The sequence below is a fragment of the Hymenobacter elongatus genome, assembly GCF_004745955.1.
GTDB classification, from domain to species: domain Bacteria; phylum Bacteroidota; class Bacteroidia; order Cytophagales; family Hymenobacteraceae; genus Hymenobacter; species Hymenobacter elongatus.
This window is the reverse complement of record NZ_SRLD01000031.1, coordinates 53,442-65,277: the sequence shown is the minus strand read 5'-3', so window position 1 is coordinate 65,277 and position 11,836 is coordinate 53,442. Positions and strand designations below refer to the sequence as shown.

13 protein-coding genes are annotated in these 11,836 nt (G+C 60.7%); 4 read left to right on the top strand and 9 right to left on the bottom strand.

Annotated elements, in window-relative coordinates; translation table 11 throughout:
- Positions 1–195: 195 nt before the first annotated feature.
- The 3 genes from E5J99_RS15170 to E5J99_RS22365 are packed head-to-tail and all read right to left on the bottom strand — an operon-like array spanning position 196 to position 1,114.
- Entirely contained in the window at positions 196–684 is a 489-nt protein-coding gene (locus tag E5J99_RS15170; protein ID WP_135498660.1) for an MOSC domain-containing protein, read from the bottom strand.
- Positions 681–821, bottom strand: a complete 141-nt coding sequence (locus E5J99_RS21335) for an MOSC domain-containing protein (RefSeq protein ID WP_167852162.1) — start codon at positions 819–821, stop codon at positions 681–683. Before E5J99_RS21335 ends, E5J99_RS15170 begins: the two co-directional genes overlap by 4 nt.
- 14 nt (positions 822–835) lie before the next feature.
- Positions 836–1,114, bottom strand: coding sequence for a nuclear transport factor 2 family protein (locus tag E5J99_RS22365; RefSeq protein WP_262713023.1), 279 nt, complete (start codon positions 1,112–1,114; stop codon positions 836–838).
- Between the two features lie 16 nt (positions 1,115–1,130).
- Here E5J99_RS22365 and E5J99_RS15160 point away from each other — a divergent pair, with 16 nt between their 5' ends.
- Both E5J99_RS15160 and E5J99_RS21895 read left to right on the top strand, forming a co-directional pair.
- Positions 1,131–2,045 carry a carbon-nitrogen hydrolase family protein gene (locus tag E5J99_RS15160; RefSeq protein WP_135498659.1) on the top strand — a complete coding sequence of 305 codons (915 nt, stop codon included), beginning with the start codon at positions 1,131–1,133 and terminating at the stop codon, positions 2,043–2,045.
- A gap of 682 nt (positions 2,046–2,727) precedes the next feature.
- Positions 2,728–2,898, top strand: a complete 171-nt coding sequence (locus tag E5J99_RS21895; protein WP_245319027.1) for a hypothetical protein — start codon at positions 2,728–2,730, stop codon at positions 2,896–2,898.
- A 318-nt stretch (positions 2,899–3,216) separates the two neighbouring features.
- On the opposite strand, the gene E5J99_RS15150 is transcribed toward E5J99_RS21895, so the two are convergent.
- The 6 genes from E5J99_RS15150 to E5J99_RS15130 all read right to left on the bottom strand — a co-directional run bounded on the left by E5J99_RS15150 (position 3,217) and on the right by E5J99_RS15130 (position 7,278).
- A complete protein-coding gene (locus tag E5J99_RS15150; RefSeq protein ID WP_135498658.1) occupies positions 3,217–3,651 on the bottom strand; it encodes a luciferase domain-containing protein in 435 nt (144 codons plus the stop codon).
- Between the two features lie 76 nt (positions 3,652–3,727).
- Positions 3,728–4,615 carry an NmrA family NAD(P)-binding protein gene (locus E5J99_RS15145; RefSeq protein WP_135498657.1) on the bottom strand — a complete coding sequence of 296 codons (888 nt, stop codon included), beginning with the start codon at positions 4,613–4,615 and terminating at the stop codon, positions 3,728–3,730.
- A gap of 36 nt (positions 4,616–4,651) precedes the next feature.
- Positions 4,652–5,515 carry an SDR family oxidoreductase gene (locus tag E5J99_RS15140; protein WP_135498656.1) on the bottom strand — a complete coding sequence of 288 codons (864 nt, stop codon included), beginning with the start codon at positions 5,513–5,515 and terminating at the stop codon, positions 4,652–4,654.
- 320 nt (positions 5,516–5,835) lie between these two features.
- Entirely contained in the window at positions 5,836–5,922 is an 87-nt protein-coding gene (locus E5J99_RS22295; protein WP_210114458.1) for a hypothetical protein, read from the bottom strand.
- 12 nt (positions 5,923–5,934) lie between these two features.
- Complete coding sequence (locus tag E5J99_RS15135; RefSeq protein ID WP_210114455.1) at positions 5,935–6,468, bottom strand: helix-turn-helix domain-containing protein; 534 nt, start codon at positions 6,466–6,468, stop codon at positions 5,935–5,937.
- Positions 6,469–6,813: 345 nt separating this feature from the next.
- Entirely contained in the window at positions 6,814–7,278 is a 465-nt protein-coding gene (locus E5J99_RS15130) for a hypothetical protein (protein WP_135498655.1), read from the bottom strand.
- A gap of 375 nt (positions 7,279–7,653) precedes the next feature.
- On the opposite strand from E5J99_RS15130, the gene E5J99_RS15125 reads away from it, so the two are divergent.
- Positions 7,654–10,083 (top strand): PAS domain-containing sensor histidine kinase, encoded by a 2,430-nt coding sequence (locus tag E5J99_RS15125; RefSeq protein WP_135498654.1) that lies wholly within the window; start codon positions 7,654–7,656, stop codon positions 10,081–10,083.
- A 730-nt stretch (positions 10,084–10,813) separates the two neighbouring features.
- A complete protein-coding gene (locus E5J99_RS15120) occupies positions 10,814–11,470 on the top strand; it encodes a T9SS type A sorting domain-containing protein (RefSeq protein ID WP_210114454.1) in 657 nt (218 codons plus the stop codon).
- Positions 11,471–11,836: the final 366 nt, after the last annotated feature.

The following is an 11,836-nucleotide window of genomic DNA, read 5'->3' as shown; positions in this document are numbered from 1 at the left end:
GCGAAAGCAGGTGGCGTAACTGGCCACGTAGGCCTCCACTTTTTTTCAGTAATCGGCAAGTCCATTCCCTGAATTTATGCCCTTGCTCCCTACCGCACAACCTGCCAAAGTAGAGGTAAAAGTGAAGAGTTAAAAAGGCTTCCTGCTTTTAACTCTTCACTTTTAACTTTTTAACTCCTGGCTGCAGGCGCCGGCTCAGCGGCCGCCGAACTGCCGTTTCGGCGAGGCGGGCAGGTGCGGCAGTGCGAGTAGCTCGGCCAGCAAATCGGTTGGGGCAGAGCGAGTGAGAATGATTTGCCCTACCTCGTGGATGGTGATGGCCGTGGCCGCTGCTTCGAGCAGCTCGATGGCATCGCCGGCCTGCACGGTACCGGCCGCTTCCACCCGAAAGCAGATGCCGGTGCGGCCCTCGCGGACGAAGCAGGCGGCCATGTGGGGGTCGTCGAAGCAGGCGTTGAGCTTGAAGCAAGGCTGGCGAGGCTGAACGGCCCGCAGCATGGCCGTGCCCACCTGGAACAGGTCGCCGATGCGCACCCCGGTTTCGGGCAGGCATGCGGTGGTCAAGTTTTCTCCGAACAGGCCGGGCGTCCAGTCGGTGCGGGCCGGCAGCAGCGCCCGCCAAGCGGCGTAGTGGGCCACGTCGTAAGCGTACACGGCTTTATCGGCGCCGCCGTGTACGGTCATTGCTCGTCGCCGGCCAGGTTATCGTGCTCAATGGCAACCGGGCCGGTAGTAGGCGCTTTGAATATGGCGGTGGTGAAGGCTCGGCCGCCCCATACCACGGGACGCGGCAGGCCCACGTTAACGGATTGTACCTGCATAGGAATTAGCGTAATTACCGCTCTTCTTCCCGGATAGCCAGGTCGTTTATGCTGGCGAAGCGGCGCTGCATCAGGCCATTGGGGGCAAACTCCCACAGCTCGTTGCCGTAGGCCCGCCACCACTGCCCGGCCGCATCGTGAAACTCGTATTCGAAACGCACGGCCAGGCGCTTGCTTGACCCAAAGCGGAGCCGCCGCCCTGGCGGCCGGGCAGTTCCCGGCGCCGGAGCGCGGGTGGGGCACCAGCAGCCTACCTTGCACGCACCCTGTTTTTCTGTTGCCCACTCCTTCATCCTACTCCTGTTTCCCATGCCATTCCTCGTTGCGGCCGTGCAGACGGCTCCCGTCTACCTCGATTTGCTGGCCTCCCTGGCCAAAGCGGAAACCCTGATTGCTCAAGCCGCCACGCAGGGAGCCGCCTTGGTGGTCTTTCCTGAAACCTGGCTGCCCGGCTACCCCGCCTGGCTCGACAGCTGCCGCGACGTGAACCTCTGGGACTCGCCGGCCGTGAAGCAGGTGTACCGCCGCCTCGCGGAAAACAGCGTGGTGGTGCCCGGCCCCGTGACCGAGGCGCTGGGCGCGGCGGCCCGCGCCCACGGCGTGGTGCTCAACATCAGCGTGCATGAGCGGGTGTTGGCCGGCCGCGGCCGCGGCACGCTCTACAACACCATGCTCACCTTCGACGCCGACGGTACGCTGGCCCACATCCACCGCAAGCTTATGCCCACCTACACTGAGCGCCTGATTTGGGGCCAGGGCGACGGCCGCAGCCTGCACGCCGTGCCCACGGCCGTGGGCCGGGTGGGCGGCCTCATTTGCTGGGAGCATTGGATGCCGCCGGCACGCCAGCGCCTGCACGAGTCGGGCGAGGACATACACGTGGCGGCCTGGCCCCAGCTCAAGGAAATGAACTTGGTAGCCAGCCGCCACTACGCCTTCGAGGGCCGCTGCTTCGTGGTGGCGGCCGGAGCGCTGATGCAGGTCAAAGACCTGCCGGCCGGGCTGGAGCCCGCGCCCGAGTTGCCCACCGACCCCGACGCCTTCCTGCTGCGCGGCGGCAGCGTCATCATCGGCCCCGATGGCACCATCCTAGCCGGCCCAGTCTACGACGAAGAGTTGATTCTGATGGCCGAAATTGATTTGGCTCGCATCACCGAGGAGCAGATGACGCTGGACGTAACCGGCCACTACGCCCGCCCCGATGTATTTGGGCCGGCTGCCTAATCTGTATTCTTCTGTGGCTGAATCAATGCAAGCTACCATCCCCAGCCACCTCCCCCCCGCTTATTAGAACCTCCCACCCCGACTACCAGGCACAGGTGCTGGCCATATTCGAGTCGCACGACCCCCGGTTTTTTCGCGGGGAAGACTGGGACGATTTACTTGATTTCCTGGCCCACTACGCCCGCCAGAACTTCACGGTGCTGAACGGCTGATGGGCTGATAGTCGGGTGCGATGGCGGCTACCTAAAAGCCGTTGAACAGCACTTCGGCATTGCCTGGGTTATGTTCCGCTGCCACTCCCTGGGCCTTCGGCCTCAATTTCGGCTAGGTGCCCGGCAAAATGGTGGGTAATGTGGCCTAGGAGGTGTTCTCAGTTAAGGTATAGCGTGGCGCTGCGTGCGCAGAGGAAGGCCTCAAAAGAGGCGTCGAGTTTGTCGTAGCGGGTGGCGCGGCGGCGGTGCTGCTTTAATTTATTCACCGTCTGCTCAAGGTGATGCCGGTTGGCATAGGTGCAGGTGAAGCAGTGCGCGAAAATAGCATAGGCGCGGGCGTTGCCGTGGTCCGGCAGGTCGAGGCGGCCAACCAGCTATTCGCCCCGCTGGTTGGGAAAGGATTATACCAAGCCCATCCGGTCACTCGTGTTATCAAGTAAGCATCAGCCCAAACCCAACCAACACAGCACATGAAAAAGAACATCAACAATCCCTGGCAACGGCAGGACGCCCGCAACTACGTGCAAGCCGTGGAAGTAACCCAGGCCATCGGCACGTTCTCCTGTTCCGGCCAAACGGCCATCGACGCAGATGGCAAATCCAGCATCGCCGACATGCAAACTCTGCAAAACCTGGAATAACTCATCCGCGAGGCCAGGTACGAGCCCAATAACGTTGTGCGGTTGAATGTCTACCTCCCTTCGTCCGCCGAGTTGTTCGCTTGCTTCAATGTATTTCAAGCATGGCCCCCTCCAGCACGGGATACAGTAAGCAACGACGTTGCTGGAAGTAAAAGGCCTGTTTGAAACCCTGACAGTTGAACTGGAAGCTACCGCAATCAAGTAGGTGTTTCACACTCATCAATAGCCCAAGGGCACGGCAGAGTGTCAGGCGCTTGGGCTAGTACTATTCTGAGTAGTCGTCGAGGCCATTTAGCAAGCCTCGGCTTATGGCTGCTCCTACCGCGAGGCGGGCTGCCGAGTCGCAATTTCCGCGACCAGTTCGGCTTCGGGGCGGCCCTGCAGCCGTTGGTAGTTCAACTCGAACAGCCAAGTGGCGTGCGCCGCATCGGCGGCAGTGCGCACGCTGAATTCCGTCCATCCCCGGTATGCCGCCCCGCCGAAGCGTAGCGGCCGGGCCAGCCCGCCAGCCACCAACGCTGCGCCCAGAGCCGGACTTGTGGCCAGGTGCGCCTCGCCGTTCAGGTGGAGGTGGCCCAGTTCCTCGTCGCCCACGTAAAAATCGGCTCCGTCCACTAGTTCTCCCACCCGGTAGAGGTCCCAGTGGGCGGCGGCGGTGATGCCGGGCCAGCGTTGGATGGTTAGTGAAATTGGTTCGAAGACAGCCGCCAGCGTGGAAACCGGGGTCAGCGGGCCTTTTTCGGAAAGGGTCATTGGATAACGGAAGAGTAGCGACGATATGAACAGCTACGGGCGGCGTAAGTTGACAAACAGGGGCTGTGCCACACTCCTATACCTTGTCGTAAGCCGCCACGAACTCCTGGGCGAAATCGGCCAACTTGGTCTTGCCCATTGCCGCTGGCTTGTGCTGCTCGTAATCCTCCCGCAAAGCCCCGCTATGGGTGCTAGCGCCCAGTTCGACAAAATTGGCCACCAAGTGGGCCGGCACGCCGCGCTGTTCCATGGCGCGTTGAGTTTGCTCGTTGGTGAAGGTGAGCCATTGCAAGTCCGGCTTGCCGATGGCGGCTCCCAGGATGCGGGCGGCTTCGCTGGCTGTGCACTCGTCGCTGGCCACGTAGCGCACGGGCTGGGCAGTAGCCGCAGTCGTCAGCTCCTCGGCCGCGACGGCAGCAATGTCGCGCGGGTGCACCAGCTCCAGCTTGTCGTCGCCCCCGTAGTTGGCTCCAATCAGACCCTGGCCTTTTATCATGCCGGCAAAGCCGTACAAATTGGTATAGAAGTACCCCGCCCGCAGGTGCGTCAGGGCGACGCTGGAAAGCTCATTTAGCAGGCCTTCGGCGTGGTGCGAACCCAGGACGAAGCCGGTGCCCTGGTCCAGATGGGCGCCGTAGCTGCTCAGGTGTACCACCCGCTTCACTCCCGCCCGCACAATGGCCTGGGCGTATCTACGGGTGATGCTCCGGTAATAGTCCACCTGATTGGGTGCGCCAAAATTGGGCGGCACCATCGCAAATACGGCCTCGGTCCCGGCGAAAGTAGTGGCCAGAAATTCCGTGTCTTCCAGCGAGCCAATGGCCGCCGTGGCGCCCAGGGCTTCGATGGCTACCCGCCTTTCCGGCTTGCTGCTGATAACGGTAACCGCGTGCCGTTTTAGCACCAACTCTTCGGCCAGGGGCTTGCCGATGTTTCCTAATGAACCGGTTATGACAATCTTCATGAGTGGGGAATTCTAGGTTGCAATGAATGAAAGTGACTACCGGAGCTGGTACAACTCTTTCAGTCCCTCGCGGAGCGTTGCGGGCTTGCGGCCGAGCAGCCGCTCCAGGTCCGGGCTGACCTCGTCTTCCTGGCCGTTTTTGATGTCGGCGAGGAAGCCGGCAATCCGCTGCACAACCAGGTCGGGTAGCCCGCGCGCCTGGAGGCTCTGCGCAAAGGCGGGCAGCTCGGCCGCAGTATACTTCACCGTTTGACCAGAGAGCTCCGTGAGGACCGCCGCCACATCGGCAAAAGAATACGACGCGCTACCGGTAAGCTGATACACCGGCTTGGCACCGCCACCAGCGGCTAAGACCGTGGCAATGGCTTCGCCCATTTCGCGGCGCAAGGCAAAGGGCACTTTGCCCACCCCAGCCGGCAGGTACATACCCGTGTCCAACACGTTGAGCCCCACGAACTGCGGGACGGCATCCAGGTACAAGACGTTGCGAAACAAGCTATAGGCTAGGCCATTGGCTTTAATATAGTCTTCGGTCTGGAAATGGCCTTCCATTAGCTGATTGGCCATGGTGGCGCGGTTCTTTAGCGTGCGGCTGATGTAGCCCAGCCACTGCACGCCCGCTTTCCTGGCGGCATCCGCCACGTTCTGGTGCTGCTGCACGCGGTGATCTTCGTCGGTGCCGGCAATGAGCAATACCTTCTCGACGCCGCGCATGGCTTGGTCGAGCGCGGCGGGGTCATCGTAGCTGCCAACGCGTAGGTCTACGCCCTTTGCTTGTAAGCTGGCGGCTTTGCTTGCGTCGCGGACCAGGGCTGCAATCTGGGAGGCCGGCAGCTTTTGCAGCAGGAATTCAATGGTGGCCGAGCCGAGGTGGCCCGTTGCGCCGGTCATCAAAATCATGGGAGATGTTTTGCGCGCGTACCCAAAGGCCCACTGCTGATACGTGTTTGGCTAAGAAGCTGTTTGAGTTGTTAAAAACGGTCATGCTGAGCGCAGTCGAAGCATCTCTACCGTTTCGTTGAACGACTCCTACGAAGCGGTAGAGATGCTTCGACTGCGCTCAGCATGACCGGTCCGGAAATTTTTCACTAACTCAAACAGCTTCTAAGCCAAAAGCAGCAGCGGGTTGCCGGAAGTAGCGGACACAAAATTCCCTTCTAAGGCCAGCCGGTGCAATGGCCAGATGGTGGCAAGGTGTGGCAAAAAGATGGCAAACGCCCCTAGCTTGCCTGCCGATAGGCCGTGGGCGAGCAACCGGTGCTGTTTTTGAAAAATCGGCTGAACGCGAATTGGTCGGCAAACTGCAGGCTCGCCGCTACTTACTGGATGGGTAAGGCGGGGTTTTGCAACAATACTTTGGCTTCGAGCACCACGGCTTCGGCTATCCAGTCGCTGGGCGTTTTGCCGGTCACTTCCTTCACCAGTTCGGTCAGGTGTCGCGGCGTGATGCGTAGCGCCCCAGCGTAGAAGGCGACACTGCGCGCGGAGGCGCTGTGCGTCTGCACAAGCTGCTTGAATTCTGCGGACAGCACCTGGCTTCTCGGTTTTCCCACCCCGAGCGGGACGGGCCGCTGGTCGTAGAGGCCAGCTATTTCGTAGAGCAAGCTGGTGATGATATTTTTTACAATGTTCTCGCGCTGCGGGTGCGGGGTGTGGTATTTCTGCTGCAAAAAGCGGAAGGAGGCGGTAATACTCGCCTCCTCGGCGGCCGAAAGGGGTAGTACGTAGGTCGTTGGCTGCACGAGAAAGCCAAATTTGCCGGTGGCCGCATTGTTCGTCGCGATGAAATCTTTGGTGAAAAAGACGGACAACGTCTCGTAGTCCTCCCCGAGGTGCAGCCACTGCTTAATCACATCCGGCGTGGCAAATACCAGGCAGCCGGGGGTGATGTCGTAGGTTTCCAGGTTGGCTTTTAGCGCGGCGGTGCCCCGCAGGCAGAGGCTGATTTTGTAGTAGTCGCCCCGATACGGCTGGTACAGGGGAATCGTGGGCTTGCCGTCGCATAATCGGGAAAGTACACCTCCGAAGGAGCATCGCTGTAGCGAGCAAACGCCTGCAGCTGATAGGTGGGGATACGTTCGCTCATCGGATGGAAAAGGTCAAGGCGTTGTTTCGGGAGGGTCAGCTACTCAACCCGTAGCCAAGAGCTCCCTGTAGCTGGCGGCGGGTTCGAATACCCAGCAAAACAGACCATATAGCTACGACAACAGTCCGGCCGTGTGCGCGGCCCGGATCAGGTCGGGAGCAGTTTTGAGGGCTACCAGCACGAAGCGCTTCGCCGATTCCTTTACTTCGTCCTTGCTGACTTCCCGGGATTCTTCCAGCACAAACTCGCCCATGGTTTTGAACGCCTGGGCAATGGCTTTGTGCTTGGGCTCGTCGGCTCGCAGCTGCTCCTGAATAATGACTAGCTGGGCGTTCATCTTGGCGCGCCGAGAAGTAAAAACCGAATCGTTGACCATGTGCGGCCGTATTCGCTCTATCAGCTCGACCAGGGGCAGCAGCTTCGTCGCCGTGGAAACGAGCGTGCCCTGGAGCCGGTCTTGCGTGCGGGATTTTGCCGCACTCGACACCTCAGCAGCTAGCAGCACCGAAGTCTGCACCGCACGCCGCACGTACAAGCGGCCACCGGCTGCCGCTACTTTGTTTTTATCTGACTGCATACACGTCCTGAATACCTTCCTACAAGGTACCGCCAAAGCGGATGGATTCGCAAACAGCAGCTACCAAAAACGAGCGTTAGAACCGTTACTTTTCCTGAACGCCTACCCCAACAGCTGCATCTGGCTCCGGTTGTCCGGCCAGCATTTGACGCAGAACTTCCTCATAATCTGCTAGCAAATAAATTGGGCTTGTACGCACGAAGCCAAGCGGCAGCGCCAGGCTGGCCGAATAGCAGCTTGCCTATCCGTAAGCTGGCTTTGCGGCGGCAACTCTCGTTCGCGCGGTACGTTCTCATGGCCATATCCGTCCGCCGAATGTGTCTACGGCTTACTTAGCCCCGCACCCAGGCCGGACTCGTCCCGCCGCTAGTACCCATGCTTCCACCCGCCGCTGCCGCCATTGCCCCCGCCGATGCCCTGCTACGAGAGCTGCTGGCCGTGTCGCTGACGGGCATCATCTTCTATACCCCCCTCTACGACTCCGCCGGCTCGGGTGAAATCGTTGACTTTACGTTCGAATACCTTAACCCCGCTGCCCAGCGCATGATGCGCATGCCCGAGCAGCCCGCGCTTACGCACAACGAGCAGTGGCCGCAGAGCAAGACGCACGGCACTTTCCGGTTCCACGTCGACGCCTTCGTGTCGGGCGAACCCCGTGAGTACACCATCAACTACCAGGCCGACGGCTACGACAATTATTACCGCCTAGCGGCCCGTCGGGCCGGGAGCGGCTTGCTGGTCAGCGTCACCGACACGGCCGATCAGCCCCGTAGTCCCGTCGAAATTGCGCTGCGCGAAGCTCAGGCGCGCACCGAGCAGCAGCGGGCCCAGCTCGAAGGCTTATTTATGCAAGCCCCCGCTGCGCTCTGTCGGCTCGACGGCCCCGAATTGGTGTATACCCTGGTCAACCCCGTGTACCAGCAGCTGTTTCCCAGTCGCCCGCTGCTGGGCCTGCCGCTGCTGACCGCGCTGCCCGAACTACGGGGCCATGCCGTGTGGGACATCCTGCAGCGCGTATACCACAGTGGCCACACCCACGTCGACCAGGGTGTGCGCATCGCTCTGGCCCGCCGTGCCGATGGCCCGCTGGAAGACCTCTACTTCAATCACATTTTTCAGCCCGACCTCGGTGCGGACGGCCGGCCCCGTGGGGTAGTAGTATATGCCTTCGACGTAACCCGGGAGGTGCGCGCCAGCCAAGAGCTGGAAGGCCGCGTGAGTGAGCGGACCAATGCCGCGCTGGCCTTCCAGGCTGATGTGCTGGCCGCCGCCCAACGCCAGGTGCAAGAACGGCAGGCTTTCCACGACGTGTTCGAACAAACCCCGGCCCTTATTGCCTTGCTTGGCTCGCCCGGGCACCGCTTCGAATACGTGAACCCCGCCTATCAGGCGCTCTTTCCAGGCCGCCAACTGGTAGGGCTCCATCTGGACGTGGCTGTGCCCGAGCTACGAGCACAAGGCTTCGTGGAAGTGCTGGACCGCGTGTACCAAACCGGCGAAACATTCCTTGGCGAGGAGGTTGCCTTCACACTGACTCCGCCCGAGGGCCAGCCCCCCCGCACCCGCTACTACAACTTCACCTACCAGGCCTACCGCGAAGCTGGCGAAATTGCTGGCGTATCCAGCTTTGCCTACGATGTAACCGAGCAGGTGCTGGCCCGCCAGGAGCGCGAAGCCCAGCGCCAGCGCCTCCACAGCCTGTTTATGCAGGCTCCGGCCGCCATCTGCATCCTCGACGGCCCCAACCTGGTGTTTGAGCTGGTAAATCCTAGCTACCAGGCCCTGTTCCCGGACCGCCAGCTACACGGCCGGCCGCTGCTCGACGCCTTGCCCGAAATCGCCGATCATGCCGTGTCCCGCACGTTTCGCGCCGTGTATGAGACGGGTGTAACCCATGAGGAAAAGGGTATCCTGGTTCCACTGGATCGGCCGGACGGAACGCTGGAGGACCGCTATTTCAACTACATTCAGCAGGCTCGCCGCAACGCCTATGGGCAGCCTGATGGGGTGTTGGTCTTCGCCTTCGAAGTTACGGACCAAGTGCACGCCCGCCAGCAAGCCCAAGCCTTGGCCGCCGAGTTGACTACTGCCAACCAGCAGCTCACGCGCACCAACGTTGACCTGGACACCTTCATCTACACGGCCTCGCACGACCTCAAGGCTCCTATTACCAACATCGAAGGCCTGCTGCATACCTTGCAGCACGAGTTGCCCCCGCAAAGCCCCGCCGGCGAAATCGCCTACATTCTGGATCTGATGCAGGACTCCGTCAACCGCTTTACGCGCACCATCGAGCACCTGACCGACGTGAGCAAGCTACAGCGCGAGCACGACCAGCCGGCCGTGGCCGTGGCGCTGGCCCCCCTTATCGAAGACGTGCGCCTCGACCTGGCACCTCTGCTGCACCAAACCGGCGGGCGTCTCCTCGTCGATGTGCGCCCTACTCCCACCATCACCTTTGCCGAAAAAAACCTGCGCTCCGTGGTCTATAACCTACTCAGCAATGCCCTCAAGTACCATCACCCCGACCGCCCGCCCCAGGTGAAGGTGCGCAGCCGCGCTGAAGCTACCTACTCCGTACTCGAAGTTCAGGACAACGGCCTCGGCATCGACCTGACCCGTGAACAGCCCTTGTTTCAACTCTTTCAGCGTTACCATACCCACGTCGAAGGCACTGGCGTAGGCTTGTTTATGGTCAAGCGTATGGTGGAAAATGGCGGCGGCCGTATCGAAGTGGTAAGTAAACTCGGCCAGGGCACCACGTTTTCCGTGTATTTCCCCCGCCTACCGCCGCAAACTTCTTGAGCGTCGCCCCGCAACAGAATTTCATTTTGACAGCCATTACTACTTAAAAAGCGTCGCTGGTGTTGGCTCTACCGCGTGCTACAGCTCCTTCTTCCTATCCGGCCCCATAGCTGGCCCTGGTGCTGCTAGCACAACACGCTTCGTGACGAGCCCCAGCTTTGTACTTGCGCATCCTGGCCTGCACCGTTTCCGGAATATCAGCCTCCCGCACCAGCAGGCAGCCGGTGGCCGCACTAAACGCATTGTTTCGGTACCTACACTCGTTGCCGTCTTCTCTCATCCCATATTTTTCGGCTCCTGACCGCGCCACCTACGCCTTCCCCGAGGAGCTGCTGGCTATACGCTGCCGGCCCTCTGGCTCACTGTCGTAAATCTACTGCGCCCGGTGTACGAACCCGGAGGCGTTACTATCGTTGATTTCGACCTCGACTACTTTCATCGTGCTGCCCAGCGCATGGCCGGCCTGAGCAGCCAGATACCACTGCCCTCATCCGTTTTGCGGCAATGGTGGTCAATACCGCGTACCGGCCCCGGTATGCTGGTGGTCGGGCCACAGGCATCACCCCGGGAGCGGAACCTTCTTTCGCATGGAGCCTTACACACCACGTGCCGGCTCTGTCTGGCTCCGTTCAGACCACCTCACTGCTTGAAGCCGGGCTGGAAGTTGCTTCTTCACATCGTAGCTTTGCATTCCGACTTCTTTAATAATCACTTTTTACCCAGCAAATACATGATCAATGCTACTCGTAAGCTTACTCTATTCTTGGCGGCGCTACTCACGGCCACGGCAGCAATGGCGCAAACTACCTACCAGAGTGTAGGCATTATCGGCTCCGCCACCGCGAAGGGCTGGCTTGAGTCTACTCCTATGACGCTGACCGATAGCAACAACAAGCACCAATGGAGTATTACGCTAAGCCTGACCCAGAATGAAGTGAAGTTTCGCGCCGACAACGCTTGGATTGTGAACTGGGGCTCGACTGCATTTCCTGCCGGCGTTGGCACGCGTGATGGCAGCAATGTCGTCGTAGCCACGAGCGGTATGTACACCGTACAGTTCAATGATATTACCGGGGCCTATCAGTTTACCAAACAGACGACAACAGCCACTCAGGCAGCGGCCGAGCTGACGCTGCTCAAGCTGACGGTGGCCCCAAACCCAGCCCGAACGGTGGTGCGCGTAGCCTACGAACTGCCGGCAGCTGCCACGGCTACCATAACGGTACAAAACCTGCTGGGCCAGACGGTGCGCCAGCTCGCGCCGATCCGCCAGGGCGCGGGCTCGCAGGAGCAGCCGGTTTCTCTGCAGGGTCTTGCGCCCGGCATTTACTTGGTACAACTGCATACTGGCACCCACGTGCAGACCGCCCGACTGCTCGTAGAGTAGGCTTGGCGTTTTCCGAACGCTACCCGGTGCAACGCACGGGGCAGGCATATTTTGCCCCCTTAGCCTCTTCTGGTTAGCCGGAGGTTTTCATCAAATACTACCTGAAACGCCCCGGAAATAATACGTTCGGGGCGTTTCAGCTGGCGGCGGTGCCGCCTGGATGATGCGAGCTACTGTAGGGTGGCTGCAACTCGCCGCCCGGCGCATCTGCTTTGGCCCAAAAGCGGCGGCCGCCGACGGCCGCTGCTTCACTTTTATCGGACGGCCTCTCTCCGAATGCCTTCCGACAAGGCACCACCACAGCGGGGAAGCCACAAACGTCAGCCGCCAAAACACGAGGGCCGGAGTCGTTGGTTCGCCAGAAAG

Bases quoted from the DNA above. Each gene is read 5' to 3' on its own strand.
- E5J99_RS15170 (WP_135498660.1), bottom strand. From the start codon at position 684: ATGACCGTACACGGCGGCGCCGATAAAGCCGTGTACGCTTACGACGTG.
- E5J99_RS21335 (WP_167852162.1), bottom strand. From the start codon at position 821: ATGCAGGTACAATCCGTTAACGTGGGCCTGCCGCGTCCCGTGGTATGG.
- E5J99_RS22365 (WP_262713023.1), bottom strand. From the start codon at position 1,114: ATGAAGGAGTGGGCAACAGAAAAACAGGGTGCGTGCAAGGTAGGCTGC.
- E5J99_RS15160 (WP_135498659.1), top strand. From the start codon at position 1,131: ATGCCATTCCTCGTTGCGGCCGTGCAGACGGCTCCCGTCTACCTCGAT.
- E5J99_RS21895 (WP_245319027.1), top strand. From the start codon at position 2,728: ATGAAAAAGAACATCAACAATCCCTGGCAACGGCAGGACGCCCGCAAC.
- E5J99_RS15150 (WP_135498658.1), bottom strand. From the start codon at position 3,651: ATGACCCTTTCCGAAAAAGGCCCGCTGACCCCGGTTTCCACGCTGGCG.
- E5J99_RS15145 (WP_135498657.1), bottom strand. From the start codon at position 4,615: ATGAAGATTGTCATAACCGGTTCATTAGGAAACATCGGCAAGCCCCTG.
- E5J99_RS15140 (WP_135498656.1), bottom strand. From the start codon at position 5,515: ATGATTTTGATGACCGGCGCAACGGGCCACCTCGGCTCGGCCACCATT.
- E5J99_RS15130 (WP_135498655.1), bottom strand. From the start codon at position 7,278: ATGCAGTCAGATAAAAACAAAGTAGCGGCAGCCGGTGGCCGCTTGTAC.
- E5J99_RS15125 (WP_135498654.1), top strand. From the start codon at position 7,654: ATGCTTCCACCCGCCGCTGCCGCCATTGCCCCCGCCGATGCCCTGCTA.
- E5J99_RS15120 (WP_210114454.1), top strand. From the start codon at position 10,814: ATGATCAATGCTACTCGTAAGCTTACTCTATTCTTGGCGGCGCTACTC.